The 15,594-nt window shown below is 40.9% G+C and carries 15 protein-coding genes and 4 pseudogenes; 4 read left to right on the top strand and 15 right to left on the bottom strand.

What is annotated here, in order from left to right:
• Positions 1 to 51: 51 nt before the first annotated feature.
• The 4 genes from ACQVGS_RS19095 to ACQVGS_RS19110 form a co-directional block, all read right to left on the bottom strand.
• Positions 52 to 873 carry a sugar phosphate isomerase/epimerase family protein gene (locus tag ACQVGS_RS19095; protein ID WP_106020870.1) on the bottom strand — a complete coding sequence of 274 codons (822 nt, stop codon included), beginning with the start codon at positions 871 to 873 and terminating at the stop codon, positions 52 to 54.
• Between the two features lie 15 nt (positions 874 to 888).
• Positions 889 to 2,232, bottom strand: a complete 1,344-nt coding sequence (locus ACQVGS_RS19100) for a sugar porter family MFS transporter (protein WP_106020872.1) — start codon at positions 2,230 to 2,232, stop codon at positions 889 to 891.
• An 83-nt stretch (positions 2,233 to 2,315) separates the two neighbouring features.
• Positions 2,316 to 3,320 (bottom strand): LacI family DNA-binding transcriptional regulator, encoded by a 1,005-nt coding sequence (locus tag ACQVGS_RS19105; protein WP_106020873.1) that lies wholly within the window; start codon positions 3,318 to 3,320, stop codon positions 2,316 to 2,318.
• Between the two features lie 92 nt (positions 3,321 to 3,412).
• Positions 3,413 to 4,438: a Gfo/Idh/MocA family oxidoreductase gene (locus ACQVGS_RS19110; RefSeq protein WP_106020875.1), complete on the bottom strand. Its 1,026-nt coding sequence runs from the start codon at positions 4,436 to 4,438 to the stop codon at positions 3,413 to 3,415.
• A 350-nt stretch (positions 4,439 to 4,788) separates the two neighbouring features.
• On the opposite strand from ACQVGS_RS19110, the pseudogene ACQVGS_RS19115 reads away from it, so the two are divergent.
• Positions 4,789 to 5,105 (top strand): annotated as a pseudogene (locus ACQVGS_RS19115) (HIT domain-containing protein).
• 10 nt (positions 5,106 to 5,115) lie between these two features.
• Here the strand turns inward: ACQVGS_RS19115 and ACQVGS_RS19120 are convergent.
• From ACQVGS_RS19120 to ACQVGS_RS19155, 8 genes and pseudogenes are all read right to left on the bottom strand, one after another.
• A complete protein-coding gene (locus ACQVGS_RS19120) occupies positions 5,116 to 5,589 on the bottom strand; it encodes a GNAT family N-acetyltransferase (protein WP_101864964.1) in 474 nt (157 codons plus the stop codon).
• A 127-nt stretch (positions 5,590 to 5,716) separates the two neighbouring features.
• On the bottom strand, positions 5,717 to 6,061 hold the full coding sequence (locus tag ACQVGS_RS19125; protein ID WP_106020877.1) for a DoxX family protein: 345 nt from the start codon (positions 6,059 to 6,061) through the stop codon (positions 5,717 to 5,719).
• Positions 6,058 to 6,657: a TetR/AcrR family transcriptional regulator gene (locus tag ACQVGS_RS19130; RefSeq protein ID WP_106020879.1), complete on the bottom strand. Its 600-nt coding sequence runs from the start codon at positions 6,655 to 6,657 to the stop codon at positions 6,058 to 6,060. The genes ACQVGS_RS19125 and ACQVGS_RS19130 overlap by 4 nt, the downstream gene beginning before the upstream one ends.
• Before the next feature lie 164 nt (positions 6,658 to 6,821).
• Positions 6,822 to 7,157 (bottom strand): thioredoxin family protein, encoded by a 336-nt coding sequence (locus tag ACQVGS_RS19135; RefSeq protein WP_106020880.1) that lies wholly within the window; start codon positions 7,155 to 7,157, stop codon positions 6,822 to 6,824.
• 184 nt (positions 7,158 to 7,341) lie between these two features.
• The gene (locus ACQVGS_RS19140; protein WP_106020882.1) at positions 7,342 to 7,731 is read right to left on the bottom strand and encodes a DoxX family protein; all 390 of its coding nucleotides are present in this window, start codon (positions 7,729 to 7,731) and stop codon (positions 7,342 to 7,344) included.
• A 126-nt stretch (positions 7,732 to 7,857) separates the two neighbouring features.
• Complete coding sequence (locus ACQVGS_RS19145) at positions 7,858 to 8,802, bottom strand: ring-cleaving dioxygenase (protein WP_491830398.1); 945 nt, start codon at positions 8,800 to 8,802, stop codon at positions 7,858 to 7,860.
• Between the two features lie 26 nt (positions 8,803 to 8,828).
• On the bottom strand, positions 8,829 to 9,449 hold the full coding sequence (locus tag ACQVGS_RS19150; protein ID WP_106020886.1) for a nitroreductase family protein: 621 nt from the start codon (positions 9,447 to 9,449) through the stop codon (positions 8,829 to 8,831).
• 303 nt (positions 9,450 to 9,752) lie between these two features.
• Positions 9,753 to 9,937: pseudogene (locus ACQVGS_RS19155) on the bottom strand (PLP-dependent aminotransferase family protein); the annotation flags it as partial.
• Between ACQVGS_RS19155 and ACQVGS_RS19160 the strand changes: the two are divergent.
• Positions 9,933 to 10,049: pseudogene (locus ACQVGS_RS19160) on the top strand (MBL fold metallo-hydrolase); the annotation flags it as partial. The pseudogenes ACQVGS_RS19155 and ACQVGS_RS19160 sit on opposite strands and share 5 nt — an antisense overlap.
• A 100-nt stretch (positions 10,050 to 10,149) precedes the next feature.
• Here ACQVGS_RS19160 and ACQVGS_RS19165 read toward each other — a convergent pair.
• Positions 10,150 to 10,908, bottom strand: a pseudogene (locus tag ACQVGS_RS19165) (GNAT family N-acetyltransferase); the annotation flags it as partial.
• Between the two features lie 363 nt (positions 10,909 to 11,271).
• Between ACQVGS_RS19165 and ACQVGS_RS19170 the strand changes: the two are divergent.
• Positions 11,272 to 12,153: a carboxylesterase gene (locus ACQVGS_RS19170; RefSeq protein WP_106020890.1), complete on the top strand. Its 882-nt coding sequence runs from the start codon at positions 11,272 to 11,274 to the stop codon at positions 12,151 to 12,153.
• A gap of 83 nt (positions 12,154 to 12,236) precedes the next feature.
• On the opposite strand, the gene pdxR is transcribed toward ACQVGS_RS19170, so the two are convergent.
• Positions 12,237 to 13,685 (bottom strand): MocR-like pyridoxine biosynthesis transcription factor PdxR, encoded by a 1,449-nt coding sequence (gene pdxR, locus ACQVGS_RS19175; RefSeq protein WP_326374263.1) that lies wholly within the window; start codon positions 13,683 to 13,685, stop codon positions 12,237 to 12,239.
• Positions 13,686 to 13,818: 133 nt separating this feature from the next.
• On the opposite strand from pdxR, the gene ACQVGS_RS19180 reads away from it, so the two are divergent.
• A complete protein-coding gene (locus ACQVGS_RS19180) occupies positions 13,819 to 14,718 on the top strand; it encodes a DMT family transporter (protein ID WP_491830401.1) in 900 nt (299 codons plus the stop codon).
• A gap of 204 nt (positions 14,719 to 14,922) precedes the next feature.
• On the opposite strand, the gene ACQVGS_RS19185 is transcribed toward ACQVGS_RS19180, so the two are convergent.
• Positions 14,923 to 15,348: a MaoC family dehydratase gene (locus ACQVGS_RS19185; RefSeq protein WP_044161648.1), complete on the bottom strand. Its 426-nt coding sequence runs from the start codon at positions 15,346 to 15,348 to the stop codon at positions 14,923 to 14,925.
• Between the last annotated feature and the right edge of the window lie 246 nt (positions 15,349 to 15,594).

A 15,594-nucleotide genomic window follows, 5' to 3' on the forward strand; every position in this document is an offset into this window, starting at 1 on the left:
GGGAATGTTCAAGCGGCATTAAAAAGGACAACAGCCGTTGTCCTTTTTTCTTTATATTTTCAAGCCTTCCCATGACCTTAATGTCTCTAATGATGACTTATAATACCCTGCCACTACTTCCAAATAGGCATTTCCTTTCATCGGAGTAAACGGATCTGGTCCAGCCGCCACCATCTCCATAATTATCGGGCCTTTATAACCGATAAAATTAAGCGTTTCGATTTGCTCTTTGAGATTCGCATGGCCGTTTCCGATCGCCTGGCGATTTGAATCAGCCACGTGATAGACTCCGAGTTTCTGCCCTGCCAATTTAATGGCCTTTACAGGATCAGCTTCTTCTATATTCATATGATACGCATCGAGAAGTACTTCGAGATTGGGGCTGCTGACATCGCGAATGAATTGTAAAGCTTCTTCACAAGTGACCACTTGGTGATTTTCGTATCGGTTCAGTACTTCAAATACCACCTGAATCTGTAATTCCTTCGCTTTGGCCATGATTTTTTTAGCGCCTTCGACCAATAAACTCCAATCCCGCGCATCATCACCGCTCCCTCTCACTTTACCGACATCGCCGTGAAGACAGATACGGGGAGCCCCTAAATCCACAGCCCAATCCAGTAAATCTAAGAAATACTGCACAGCCTTTGAACGAACTTCTTCATTCGCACTTGAAATATCCACATTCCTTGGCGTTACCGATAAAACCTTTACTTGATGAGCAGCCAATGTTTCGGCAATGTCTTTCGGATTCAGCGAAATATCCCCTTCGACCTCAACCCCATCTACTCCGATTTCTGCAGCCAGCCGGCATTTTTGTTCAAATGGAATGCTGCCGAAAGTCCATAAGCATAACCCATATTCTCTTCCCATATTGAAATCCCCCTTTTAGAAAGATGAAACTGTATTCTTTGACATAATTTCTCCTTCAATCTGTTCCAATGATTTGCCTTTTGTCTCCGGCACATATTGATAAACAAAGAGAAAGGCAAGTACACCAATGGCGCCGTACAGGAGAAATAAAGCACCTGTACCTATCAGATCTAAAAGCAGCGGGAAGGACAGCGACACTGCAATATTTGCCAGCCACAGACAGGTACTAGCAATTCCCAGCGCCGTTCCCCTGACCTGCAACGGGAAAATTTCAGCCAGCACAACCCAAACGACCATTCCCCAGCTCGCTGAATACGCTACCATAAACAAGCATAAGCAGGATAACAGCAGCCAATCGGGTGCATGAAAGAACAGCGTACTGATGCCCAAAATACCAAGTGCCAAAGACATTCCGACATTGCCGATCAGCATGAGCTTTCTTCGCCCTATCATATCAATCAGCAGCAAGCCGATGATCGTAAATAAGACATTGATAATGCCGATGCCAATGGTTCCTGCAATGGCACTGGAAGCGCCGAACCCCGCATTTTCTAAGATGGTCGGTGTATAATAAATAATCGTATTCGTGCCTATTACTTGCTGAAAGATGGCGACCCCAATACCTATGAATAAGATCGGCCTGATTGCCGGGGATAATAATGTTGATATGGAAACACGTTCCTTCGTCTTAATCTCCTTCATACTGCGGATCTCAGCATCGATTGTTCTCGGATCTCTCGTCAGAAGCAAAATATGGCGTGCTTCATCCTCACTTCTTTTCTGCAGCACCCATCGCGGGCTTTCAGGCATAAAAAACATGCCGGCCATGAGAATGAAGGAGGGAATCACTGCTAATAGAAGCATCAGATCCCACCTGCCCGAAGATGAAAAAACAAAGTTTACAATATACGCCATGAGAATTCCGAAAGAATTCATCAATGTATTCAATGAAGCGATTCTGCCTCTGATCGCGGCAGGCGCCATTTCTGACAGATACAAAGGAACAATTGCCGAAGCTCCTCCAACTGCTACACCTAATTCTATTCTGAATAGTAATAATATTCCGATATTATGAGCTAAGCCTGTTCCAATGGCTCCAATTGTAAAAAGCACACCTAGCCAGATGATTGTTTTTTTCCTGCCATAGCGGTCGGAAAATCTTCCGCAAAAGGCTGCCCCGGCTAAAGCGCCAATCAGTACTCCGCTGACAACCAATCCTTCTAAAAATGGAGTCAGCTCCATGTCTTCTCTAATAAACAGCAGCGCGCCGGATATTACACCCGTATCGTACCCGAACAGCAAACCTCCTAATGCCCCGAAAAAATAAATAAGACTGATATAGGCCTTTTTGGATGTCATCAAGACACCTCCGACTGATTGTATTTAACGTTTAAGTAGGGGAGATCCCTTCGTTTAAGAGAAAGATCCCCCAAAATACAGGGTCATAACAGTGAAGCCGTTGAATCCCGCACGATTAATGAAGGAGACAGCATCACGCGCTGTATCACTTTCTTTTGTTTTGAATCGGCCATGCCGTCCATCAGCAGTTCAATTGCCTTTTCTCCCATTTCTTCAGTCGGCTGTGCGATAGTCGTCAATTGGGGATCACTGATCTTTGCAAGGATGCTGTTGTCAAACCCAATTAGAGAAAGGGATGAAGGAATAGAAATATGAAGTTGCCTTGCAGCCTGCAAAACGCCTAAAGCAAGCAGCTCAGTCGTCACAAAGACAGCCGTCGGCCTATGTTTTTGATTAAGCAGCTTTAAACTGATGTCTTTACTGGCTGACAAGTCATATGGACAGTCCAGAATAGCTGATTCATCGATTTGGATTCCTGAAACACGCAGTCCTTCTTTAAAGCCGATGACACGATTTTTGATTGATGCATTGTTAATCTTTTCTGCTATGACAGCTATATTTGTATGCCCTAAATGAGCTAAATGGACAGCTGCCTCGTATCCCCCTTTAAAATCATCCGCCACTACATTGTCTACAGGCAGATGCGGTATATCTCTCGACAGCATGACAACCGGCATGTCGCTTTCAATTAGCTCGCGTATCGCCTGACTGTTTTTGAGACCCGTCGCCACAATAATGCCGTCTACATGCTTTTGCTTCAGCATGGTGATATATTCTTCTTCTCTCAGCGAATGATTGTCCGTACTGCATATGATGACACTGAAGTCCTTTTTACGGCCGCTGTCCTCCACGGCTCTGGCCAGTTCGGCCATAAACGGATTGGCGATGTCAGGAATGAGCAGTCCGATGGTCTTCATCATTTTTCTCGCTGAAGTCACAACACTTGGCTGATATTGAAGCTCCTCAATCACTTTCCAAATTCTATTTTTCGTTTTTTCACTTATATTGCCGGTGTTATTAAGAACCTTTGAAACCGTAGAGATTGAAACGTTTGCTTCCTTAGCAACATCATAAATGGTTGTTTTCATAAGAAGGCCACCTTTATAAAATAGATCCTCTCTAGTATAAACGAATGCTTACCAGAATTTCTTTTTAAAAAAGAGCTTCTTCTATCAAAAACTCAAACCGTTTGCGGCACTCCGTTTTTTAGTGTAACAGGCCGCTTCGTTTTGCAAGATTCTATACAAGCTGCGGCAATGGCAAGTGCTGCACGCGCATCTTCGCCTGTAACTAAGGTTGGCTTATGATTTCGAACGGCATCCACAAATGATTGTAACTCATCAACATAAGCATCAAATAATAAGTCCTGATCGTAGCGAATCGTGTTGTAGCTGACTCCGTCTTTGTTATACCTTGTCATGTTTGTATGGCGGATATCTCCGATGGTCAGCATGCCTTCAGATCCGAACACTTCTCCGCGGACATCATATCCATAAACGGCTTGGAAATTCGCTTCCGCCGTTGCAATCGCTCCGTTATCAAATTTGATCGTGACAACTGCAGTATCCAAAAATCCTTTGTCTTTAAAATCAGGTCTGACAAGAGCATCGGCCGCGGCATAGACTTCAATTGGCTTTGCATTTGGATTGAGAAAGAGTAAGGTATCAAAATCATGAATCAGCGTCTCTAAAAATATCGTCCATTGAGGAATTGAAGTCGGATCGCCGAGTGCCGGATCTCTTGTGATGGAACGCATTAACTGTGGTGTGCCGATTTTTCCTGCACGGATTTCTTCATATGCACTGCGAAAGCCTTTAGCGAAACGTCTGTTAAAACCGACCTGGAGCGGAACAGATTCTTCATTTACTGCTCTGATGACCTCATCCGCTTCTTCCAGCGTAACAGCCATCGGTTTCTCGCAAAATACAGCTTTCCCCTTCTTTGCCGCTGCAATAATGTTTGCGGCATGCGTCCTTGCTGGCGACGCAATGATGACCGCATCAATAGCCGGATGCTCCAGCATGTCTAACGGATCCGTAAACGCTTTAATATTTGAGCCGAGCTTTTTTGCAAATGCTTCTGCATTCCCCGGAACCGGATCTGCAACCGCATACAAATCTGCTCCTTTCACACGGAACGCAATACTTTCTCCGTGAAAAGCTCCCATCCGTCCCGCACCTAATAGCCCAACCTGTACATTCCCCATCAGTACCACTCCCATTCTGCGAAAATAAGGAAAGTCTTTCTCTTTAATATCATTATAGAATAAAAAATAACCCCTAAAAATATTTCTAAATACGTTTAATATAGGGAAAGTCTTTCCTAACTGGTTTCAATTGTAACCCCTTACATTTTTGAGGTCAATCTTTTTTTGCTGTGTGTAAAGCAGACCTCTCCTTTAGCCGTCGATTAAGCCTGCAATGACTAAGGGTTCAGGGGCAAAAAAATACCAAGGGTGTGCGGCCCCTGATCGTTCAGATGGAAACTTCTCATATATAGAAGAGAGGTAATGAAGAAAAGCAGAAGAGAAAATGAAATAAAGTGAGGATGGATCATATGACTGAAGACTTTTACTGTGATGACGTATTTAGCGGCAAAACGAAGCAAATAAGGTATTAGAGGCAGATAACGTATTGGCTTACTATCATACAAACCCTTTTTATCCAGTCCATATTGTGGCTGTCCCGAAGAAACATATCTCCTCATGATCACCCTGGAAGAGAACGACCATGATGTGAATGGGTGTCATTCAAAAGGTCGCTTCCATAGTGACGGAAGAAAAAGGTGCATGCCGTGTGATCACTAACTTAGGAGCTTACCAGGACTCTAAACATCTGCATTGGCATATTGTGTTTGGGAAACCGCTTAAGTAAGCAGCTATTATCAGCACAGCTGTTTCCGCATACGTATATTGGTCATGGCATATCCCATCTTCTGATAAAGATAGACGGCTGTCTCGTTATGTGCAAACACATGGAGAGCAAGTCTTTCCGCCCCAAGCTCTCTTGCTCTTTCATCCAGACTTTGAAGCGCCAATTGAGCCAGCCCTTTACCGCGAAAGGCTTCATACAATCCAAAGGAATAGATAAACGCTTCCTTTTGCGGATGAAGCGGATCAGCATACAGCCAGAGCCAGCCCATCCTTTCCCCTTCTTCATTTGTGATGTTCCAAAAGAAATGATTGCTGCTGTTTCGTCCATTCGGAATCATTTTCTCATATGCCTGTTCCGATTTCTCAAACGCCTCTTTTTCCGTCCAAGTTCCCGATTGTATGTTTTGTTTCGCATAATTTTGCACGGACATCCCTCGAAATGCTTCGAACTCCTCCACAGTCATGTCTTCCAAAGTTAACGCCATCCTGTATTCCTCCTTTATGAAAAAAGTCCAGCTGGTGCCGGACGAATAACGTACAAATGAAGATCTATTTTCTATTATTCGATAAGAGAAGGAGGTCTCCTGCAAATTGGTTTGTTAAGTGAATAGCTTACGTGGACTCCCAAATGATTATAATGATAGAAACAATCAAACAGATCATTGCAGGGATCGTCATGAGTACTGATTGGCGCGCTCGAACAATGTGCGCATGAACCGCTCCCGCCATGAGAACGACAAACAGGACGCCTGCCCCAAATGCTGCATACCGATTCCAAATTCCCGCTGTCATAGCAAATGCCCCCGCTATTTCAAGAATACCAGTAACAGTCAGAAACCATAACGGATATTGATAATGCCGCCAATGCTCCACTTGAAAGGGCACGCGGAACACCTTTATGATGCCTCCCACGAGCATAAAAGCTGCCAAACCGACTTTCATGATCATAGATATCATCTTGCGTCACTCCCTTTTGGAAGCATCCCGTATATTAAGAGATTGACAACCTGCGCTGCGAGACTTGCCGGATCTTTGATTCCGGTTAACAAATATGAATCGGTCAAATGTTCAATCATGCCGATCAAGCATTCCACCACGGTTTCCATTTCCAATTCGGAACGAAAATAGCCAAGGCGCTGTTCTGCTTCTAAGTTGTCTTTCAAAACCATCGCGACATCTTGTTTCAATTGTTTCGCTTCTGGGTTGAGAAAAAAACCGATCCTTGTTAAATCCTTGTCCTCCGCCAGAAACTGAAAAACAGCTTCCACAGCAGAGAGCACTCCGTTTGTTACATCGTTCGCATGTAATCCGGTTTCCAAGAGAAGTGATTCTGTCAGCTTTCTTAAGCGAGAGTGGAAATCGTTGATTAACTCCTCAAAGATGGCTTCTTTACTTTGAAAGTACAGATAAAAGGAAGGCTGCGTCAGTCCAGCTCTTTTCACAATGGCACTTACCTTCGTTTCATGAAATCCCCGAATCGAAAATTCATGTGCAGCAGCTTTGAGCAATCGTTTCCGGCTCTCCTCCCCTTTACGTCCTTTTCTGCTTTTCACATCGGATCAGCCTCCACAAAACAAAAAGATATTTTTCAGTAACATTACTTATGAGTATTATTTCATGCATTTGGATTTTATGTCAATGAATTTCATATCCATCTGCTTCCTTCATAAAAACATAACGAACATGACTTGAAGCCATGTTCGTTTAGCTGCACATTTTATTCCTCATATAATTGATAAACTCTTTTTAATTTCTGCTCCAGCTGTTCAAAATGCACGAAACGCGCTTCTCTCAGAAATTCAGTACCCTCAATAAATAAAAGAAGAACGGGGACGGTGAAGACCGAAAATCTGCCGGCAACCTCTTCTACATCGTCAGCATTGATATGCCCCAATGTGATGTTTGGAAACTGATCCAATAATATTCTAAGCTGCGGCAGAACAGCATGACATACTGTACAGCCGGGTCTTGATATATAGATAAAACTGAATTGATGCTGCTTAATAAAATGCTCTATAGCATCTAATGAATGTAATTCTGTCATCTCTTTCATCCATCTACTCCTTCAAATTGGTCTGTTTTTCATGACCAAGCATCGATACGTATCATTCACTATACACATTTATATTTATGATATCCGCTTTTTTGCTTTGCAGGGTACCTGCAAGTTTGCATGAGAATGGCAAAACAAAAGAACAGTTACCGCTTGCCAGTAACTGTTCTTACATACTTTCGTATTAAAAATGCAAAGCGTAAGCCCCTGAACCGATGAGTGCAACCCCGATGGAGACTGCAATCAGCACCACGTTATATTCAAAACCGCCGGCGCCATTCGCAAATCCTTTCGCTCCATGGACTTTTACGATAGCACCTAACATAATGATCGTTATGATAGCAGCTCCAAGCGGGAGGAATACACCTAAAATAAATAAAATTCCGCTTACTAATTCCCCAAGACCTGATATAGCGGCCGCGACGTTACCTGGTTTAACCCCAATTGACTCGAACCATTGTCCGGTTCCTTTAATCCCGTAACCGCCAAACCAGCCAAATACTTTTTGTGATCCATAAAACAGAAACACCACACCAATCATAATACGAATAAGCAATAGTCCTGCATCTTCCATTTTTATCTCTCCTTATTTTTGATGTAACATGATGTGCTGAAAGGGAGCACGTCTTGTTATTTACCTCCAGTAACTTCCAGCGGTCATCTGTTGAATATATGTCTCTTTATTTCTCTTCATGCGTTATTACAATCCGTCTAACTCTCTCACTTCAAACGGCAGCAGCCCTTGTTCAATTTGTGTTCGATGCGGTTCATACTGCACAGGCAGCATCAACCTTCCACCCATTGTTTCTGGTGATTCATCATGAGCAAAGCCCGGCGGATCAGTTGCGATTTCAAACAGGATTTCCCCATGTTCTCTGAAGTAAACCGCATTAAAATAATTTCTATCCTGAACAGGAGTCACACCGTATCCGTGAGAAGCAATATATCTTTGCCAATCTAATTGATCTTCGTCATCGCTAGCACGCCAAGCGATGTGATGCACCGTGCCGACTCCCATTTGTCCGCGGCCAATAGGCGTTAATTTAAGGTCAATCACATTTCCGATATCACCGGCAGAACGAAAACGAACGAAGTCTCCTTCCTTGCCGACTTGTTCCAGTCCCATGATATTTTCTAATAGCTCAGCGGTTTTATCAGGCTGTGCTGATAACAGGGTTGCACCGCCAAAGCCTTTAATGGCAACATCAGGTGTTATATCTCCAAACGTCCACGTATTGGCTTCTCCTTCTTCTCTTTCCACGATTTCTAAGTGTAGACCGTGCGGATCATCAAATTCTGCATATTGTTCTCCAAAACGCTCGATTTTGGTGTATGGAACGTTGAACTTTTCAAGTCTCTTTTCCCAAAAAGCCATAGCTCCCTTCGGTACGACATAAGAAGTCACGCCAACTTGACCGTCCCCAATGATGCCTTGGCGGGCTCCTGCCCACGGAAAGAAGGTGATGATTGTTCCCGGCTTCCCGCCTTCATTTCCAAAATAAAGATGATACGTACCTGGATCATCAAAATTGACAGTTTGTTTGACCAATCGAAGTCCCAGGACTCCTGCGTAAAAATCTGCGTTTTCTTGAGGGTGACCGACAATTGCTGTAATATGATGTATTCCCATCATTTTTTTAGCCATTTTTACCCGCTCCTTCACATGTTCATTTAGATATACTCAACAAACTCATTCACAGGTTTCCGGTAACCGCGCGGCCTTCTGCTCTCTATTTTTTCTTTCCCAATTGTAATCATCATGACAACCTCAAATTGATCATCTATATTCAAAATCCGTTTCACGGCTTCAGCATCAAAGCCGATCATAGGGCAGGTGTCCCAGCCCTTTTCCTTAGCACTCAGCATAAACATCATCGCAGAAAGTGAAGCATTCCTTATCGCCTCATCCCTCTTAAATTGTTCTCCCTTGCTTTCATAAAATGAAACGGTGTCTTGAACCATGTGGTCATACTCTTGCTTATTTAGCACCCCCAACACCTTTAATCCTTCATAGATGTCAGCCGCTTGCTGATATGCCTGCTTATCTCCTAATACCAAAAGAACCGCAGATGAGCTAAACACTTTATATTGTCCGTTTGCGGCCTGTTTCAGCTTTTCTTTTACATCCGGGTCTAGAACCGTCACATATTTTGTATGCTGTAAATTAAAAGCCGATGGAGCCAATGCAACCCATTCAAACATCTCATTAAGTTCTTCTTTCGTGATTGGATGATCTGATAGGAAGTTGCTTGCAGATCTTCTTTCTTTGACTAGCTGTGAAAATTCAGCCATTTACGCCACTCCTCTTTTATCTCGAATTCGAGATATTATTTTTAAAAAAATCACATTAGAAGGATTGAGATTCTATATACAAGCAGGTTTACGCTTGGTCTTGGCTATTTATCTCGAATTAAAATATCTTGAATATGAGATAATAATAAAATATGGATGTTCTAATGTCAACAGTTTTTAAAAAATAATGGAATTTTCCACTGAAGCAGATGTTAATAGTTGTGCCATCACCGCTTGTTTCATAAGAACCTATATGTTTGGTGTGTGATCTTTTAGCCCGGCTCCAACTTTTTTTCTTTCACCTTACTTACTTGCCAATTCTTTAATCATCAAACCCAATTCATAAATCCCCTTTTGAAGTCTTCAAACGATGCATAAGCATATGATAAGCGAACATAATTCCCTTTTTCCTGAGCATAGATACTGCCGAGATTGAGAAGAATCCCTTTTGATAAAGCTTTTATATAAAGGGATTTCATTGATATGGAGACTGTCAACCATTGGGCATTATCCAGAGAAGAATTAAAAGGCTTTATTCATGAAAAAGGCATGTCATCTCATGTACTAGTGCCGGATGATGGCGAATCATATTCATTTTAAATGGCGAAAAGAGTTCATGTGAATAAGCATGATATTCTCCGTCAGCTTGGTGCTCAAGAAAAGGCCCTTCCTTGGAAGGGTCTTTTTTAACCTGATTTTTAAAAAAGATGGAGTATTTGGTTGATATCTTAAATCCTAGTTTTTTTGCTAAATGAATAGATGATTTGTTGCTGACATCACAATCCCAGCTAGGGCTGACGCCGTTTTCGAGACAATCATTTATAAACTTACTCCCAGCAATATAAGCGAACCCCATCCCTCTATATTCTTCGTGAGTATAGATATCCATTTCTGCACGATCGCCGCCTAGAAATATAGAAGTGCACTCACTGACAACATAATTGTCATACAAAACAGCAAATCCAAATCCGTTTTTTAAAAAATTCGAGACTGAACCCCAATATTCCTCATAATAAGCTTTTTGAAATTCAGTGCTGCTTGAAATGATATCCTCATTTATTCTTTTTAATGTAACCCCCTTTGGAAGCTGAAAAGCCTTTTTGGCAGAAATTTGTTGAAAAAACGCATATCGCATCATTTGATTCAACTCATCATGCAGTACAGTTTTTATTACGCTGTCCCATGAGCGATTGGGAGAAAACAGAGTAAATCTTTTTTGGGATTTGGCTCTCTTTTTGTATAATTCAACGATAAATTCATTAACATTTTGATTCCTTTCATCCCCTGCAACATAATAAATTCCTGAGCTGGTTCCTATCAGAAACGATTGATCATCTGCATAAACAACTCCCGGAATTGTTTGTTCTAATATTGAATAAACAAATGTCGGGCAACATGTTTCTTTATGATGTATCAATGTTTTGACTTTACTATATTGTTCTTTTTTTATCTCCTGCAAACTGTACCCTCCTATCACTTTCCCTCTTTAATCCGTAAAAGAATTCCCCTCTTTTAACGACACTTCTGTAAAGAGCTCTCACCATGATTCAGTATGATACTTCAGCCTGATAAGGTTTGTTCTTAACGTTTCTAAAGGTATTTGTTGCATGTTTGTTAAAGCACTGCGACTTTCTCGGAAACGATTGATTTCTGTTATATGTATTCTTAGGCTTCTGTATCAAATTATTTATCCCCAATTTCATTTAGTATTTGATGCAAAACGAAAACTGTATTATATTGTAAATATCTCTGTTATAATCAATTACTTTACTTTTCTGCACGTAACAATACATTCTTTTAAAAAGGACGGGAGGAAATTTGCATGTCAAACCATTCACCAATTTTTCCCCAATTAAGTGACAATGGCATTCACTATTTTCAAACTTATGATGAAAGCCTTGGTCTTTGGCCAGTTCCCTACAAAGCATATTATGTATCCACTCGTTTCGGTCAAACGCATGTGATTGCAAGCGGACCAGAGAATGCGCCGCCACTCGTATTGCTTCACGGGGCACTATTTAGCTCCACGATGTGGTATCCCAACATTGCGGATTGGAGTAGCAAATACCGAACTTATGCAATCGATATCATAGGTGATAAGAATAAAAGTATTCCTGCAGATTTATGTGGTACAAGAACGGGTTACGCCGATTGGCTTCTTGATGTGTTTGATTATCTAGGGGTCGAAAAGCCTCACATGATCGGACTCTCACTTGGCGGACTTCATACTATGAATTTTATTTTACGTGCACCAGAGAGAGTAAAAAGTGCAACTCTTCTTAGCCCAGCGGAAACATTTTTACCATTTCATCACGATTTTTATAAATATGCGCTTAGTCTCACAGAACCAAATGGAGTTGAGAGTTTCTTAAAGTGGATGATGATAGATCGCAATGTGTTACATCCACTTTTTGTGAAGCAGTTTCATGCAGGAGTTATGTGGCAGGATGGAGCAAGACAGCAAACCCCTAAAGCCGACGGATTTCCGTATGTTTTCACCGACGAAGAATTAAAATCAGTAAAAGTCCCGATTCTATTATTACTAGGTGAACATGAAGTCATTTATGATCCGCATTCAGCCTTACAGCGCGCATCTTTATTAGTGCCTGGAATTGAAGCAGAAATCATCAAAAATGCGGGCCATGTTTTATCATTGGAACAGTCTGAAACAATAAATGAACGAGTTCTGAGCTTTTTAGAATAGCCAGTAAGATGAGGAGACACCCACCACTCTACATATTCATCTTATAATTTCTAAGAACCTATCTATCAACATTGAATGCATTTTTATTTACTTGCCAGTTCCTTAATGATCAAACTTAATTCATAAATTCCCTTTTGGAGATCTTCAAGGGATGCATAAGCGTATGACAAGCGAATATAATTGCCTTTTTCCTGTGCATAAATACTGCCAAGATTGAGAAGAATCCCTTTTGTTAAGGCTTTTTTATAAAGTAATTTCATAGATATCGAGGGCAATATTTTTAACCAGATAAAGAATCCCCCTTTTGGAATAGTCCAAACAGCTGCATTCTTCATATTGGTTTCTAAAGCGCTCGTAACAAATTGCCTTCTTATCTTTAATTGATGTCTCACCCGTTCTAAATGCCGCTGATATTGGCCAGATGTAAACCATTCCGCCGCTACTCTTTGAGACAACGAACTCGATCCGTAATCTGTCTGCATTTTAATGTCAGATAAACGTTCAATCACTGGCTCTGGCCCGACTATCCATCCAATCCTTAAGCCCGGGCTTAGCGTTTTCGATAAACTTCCTACATATAGCACATGGCCGTTTTTATCTATTGTTTTAATAGGATATGGCGGAATGTCATCTATCCACAGCTCACGATATATGTCATCTTCAATAATGGGAAGCTGCGTTTTTTCGCTTGCGGCAAGGATTTCTTTCCGCCGCTCTTCTGACATTAAGATACCAGTCGGATTTTGAAAACAAGGGTTTGTATATAATATGGCTCTCCCCCGTTCCCCCTTTGTCATATGAATATGGTTTGGCAAAAGCCCCTCTTTATCCATAGGAAGTCCGGTCAGATTCATTCCGGCTGATTGAAATACATGTAATGAATAAAGATAAGATGGCTGATCAAGTAAAACCGTTGAACCTCTTTGCAAAAGTCCCATTGATATAAGCTGTAAGGCTTGCAGTGCTCCTGAAACTATAAGAATGGATGAAGGTGAAGCCTGAATCCCTATTGTTTTTAAATAATCACTCAATGCCTCTCTTAAAGGCAAGTATCCTTTTGGTTCCTCATATCCGAACGCCTCTATGTTTTGAGATACCTTGCCCATAATCTCTTTCATAGCAGACAAAGGAAAAATCTCATTTGAAAGTTCTCCTTTGCTTAGCTGTATAAGATCAGAATTTGATTCTGATTTATTGATCTCTTGAACAATTCTTCGGCTTGGCTGCTGGATTCCCGAAGTTACATATTTCTCCCAATTGGGTGCAGAATTCTTAGCCAACAGTGTCCAAGTATTGTTGATGACAACTGTCCCTTTGCCCATTCTGCCTTCAATCAACCCATCTGCCATCAATTCCTCTAATGCTGTGATAACCGTGCTTCGATTTACATGAAAGTCTTTTGCAAGCGTTCGCTGGCTTGGAATCTTACTTCCAATCGGCCACTCTCCATTTCCTATTTTCTCTTTTATATAATCAATGATTTGTAAGTACTTAGGAAGCTTTCTAACCGTTTTTTCTTCTGTAACGCTCATCAAAAGCAGTCTCCTTCAACTAAAGTGGTTGGGTCAAAAATTGTGTAACTGGTTGAAGCCATTTTATCAAATCTCTATTAGTATAAAACACACTAAATAACTGGTTGGTTTTTGTAAAGAAGGAGTGAAGATCATGAAAAAGAAAACTGTGCAACTCATCATATCTTACAGTCTTATGATCGGTTTGTGGGCATCAGCTTTTCCGGGAATTCGTGTAGGTCTGGAATATTACACACCCGAACACCTTGCTTTATTTCGTTTGTTAATCGGATCTATGGCATTGTTGCTTTTTGCTGTGCTGACTAAAATTCGCTTACCTGACATGAAAGATATCCCTGTCATCTTATTATTAGGGTTTTTAGGTTTTGCACTCTATCACATTTTGCTTAATAAGGGTGAAAAAACAGTTAGTGCCGGGATTGCAAGCTTACTCGTAACCACAGCACCAATCTTTTCTGCGGTATTGTCTCGCCTGTTTTTTGGTGAACATTTTGGTTTTTCTAAATGGATTGGCTCTATCATTAGTTTATTGGGTGTGTCATTTATTTCATTAGGAACAGGAGACCATGCGCTTTCAATGAAAGGAATTCTGTTCATTCTGCTGGCAGCTTTTGCAGAGAGTATTTATTTTGTTTTTCAAGCCCGTTATATAAAAAAGTATGGTTTTATTCCATTTGTAACGTTCACGATTTGGGGTGCAGCCTTACCAATGCTTGTTTTTCTTCCAGGCCTATGTGGGGAGTTTTTAAACGCCTCAATGAACTCCACATTGTCTATCGTTTACTTAGGTTTATTCCCGACGGTCATCCCATACTTTGCGCTTGCATATGTAACTTCAATCGTCGGTGCTTCTGAAGCAACGATTTCACTTTATGTAACACCTGCTTTGACGATGGTGATTTCCTGGATGTGGATAGGGGAAATGCCTTCACTTATTTCACTGCTAGGCGGAATGGTGACTGTCAGCGGGGTATGTTTCACCTACATAAAAGGAAGCAAAATAAAGATGTTAAAGGAGATGAAAAAGTTCTAATTTCCTTTTCTGTCTTGATGTACGGTATCGGTCGGTACCCTGCTTCATGTCATGACATGAATGAATAAAAAAACATACCAATCGTATTTGGTATGTTTTTTTCTAAGATGAGCTCTTAACATTGTAAGTCCAAAAAAAGCATATCTTAATTATACTCTCATCGTTTGATCAATTGGTGATCAAAAACCTTTACTATTACATTATTTATTGCTTAATCAATACTGATAACTCACCTTCGAATACTTTTTCTTCTTTATGATTATAAGTAAATATCAATACAGTAAGTATTCCCGTTCCACTTTTCTTTGGTTTCTTATCTACCACCTCAACAACTGAATGCAATTCATCGTCTGGATACACGGGTTTTATGAATTTAATATGATTCATCTCTGTTCCAGCGATAATATCGTCGCCATAGAACCCCTCTTCAATCCAAAGCTTAAAAGAAATGGCTAACGTTTGTATGCCAGAAGCGATGATTCCATTAAATCTGCCTTTATTCGCTTTTTCCTCGTCTACATGCATATATTGAGGGTCAAATTCTTCCGCAAACCTCATTACATTTTCTTTTGTTACCCTAAAAGACTTTGTATGAAATACTTGTCCAATCGCAAATTCATCCAACTTCATAAATACACCTCTTATCAAAATATTCCTTCATCAACTATCACACAAAAAATACTTTATCATATTTCATGTAGATCATCCTTTACATTCTTACCTATAAAACTTGTCAGATCAAATGTTCAGTTTGGGGAAAGAAACATTTGAAATAGCGAACGTGACAGCTCAAAGATGATTTTGCCCACGAAATAAAAAAACTGCGTTTATAATAGGATAACTTGTTTTTTACAAACAAATCATTCAGAAACACAT

The sequence above is a fragment of the Bacillus sp. SD127 genome (genome assembly GCF_058566445.1).

Coding starts and splice junctions, on each gene's coding strand:
- ACQVGS_RS19145 (WP_491830398.1), bottom strand. CDS start 8,802: ATGGCTAAAAAAATGATGGGAATACATCATATTACAGCAATTGTCGGT.
- ACQVGS_RS19110 (WP_106020875.1), bottom strand. CDS start 4,438: ATGGGGAATGTACAGGTTGGGCTATTAGGTGCGGGACGGATGGGAGCT.
- pdxR (WP_326374263.1), bottom strand. CDS start 13,685: ATGAGCGTTACAGAAGAAAAAACGGTTAGAAAGCTTCCTAAGTACTTA.
- ACQVGS_RS19125 (WP_106020877.1), bottom strand. CDS start 6,061: ATGATATCTATGATCATGAAAGTCGGTTTGGCAGCTTTTATGCTCGTG.
- ACQVGS_RS19185 (WP_044161648.1), bottom strand. CDS start 15,348: ATGAAGTTGGATGAATTTGCGATTGGACAAGTATTTCATACAAAGTCT.
- ACQVGS_RS19105 (WP_106020873.1), bottom strand. CDS start 3,320: ATGAAAACAACCATTTATGATGTTGCTAAGGAAGCAAACGTTTCAATC.
- ACQVGS_RS19180 (WP_491830401.1), top strand. CDS start 13,819: ATGAAAAAGAAAACTGTGCAACTCATCATATCTTACAGTCTTATGATC.
- ACQVGS_RS19135 (WP_106020880.1), bottom strand. CDS start 7,157: ATGAAAGAGATGACAGAATTACATTCATTAGATGCTATAGAGCATTTT.
- ACQVGS_RS19120 (WP_101864964.1), bottom strand. CDS start 5,589: ATGGCGTTAACTTTGGAAGACATGACTGTGGAGGAGTTCGAAGCATTT.
- ACQVGS_RS19140 (WP_106020882.1), bottom strand. CDS start 7,731: ATGGAAGATGCAGGACTATTGCTTATTCGTATTATGATTGGTGTGGTG.
- ACQVGS_RS19100 (WP_106020872.1), bottom strand. CDS start 2,232: ATGACATCCAAAAAGGCCTATATCAGTCTTATTTATTTTTTCGGGGCA.
- ACQVGS_RS19095 (WP_106020870.1), bottom strand. CDS start 873: ATGGGAAGAGAATATGGGTTATGCTTATGGACTTTCGGCAGCATTCCA.
- ACQVGS_RS19150 (WP_106020886.1), bottom strand. CDS start 9,449: ATGGCTGAATTTTCACAGCTAGTCAAAGAAAGAAGATCTGCAAGCAAC.
- ACQVGS_RS19170 (WP_106020890.1), top strand. CDS start 11,272: ATGTCAAACCATTCACCAATTTTTCCCCAATTAAGTGACAATGGCATT.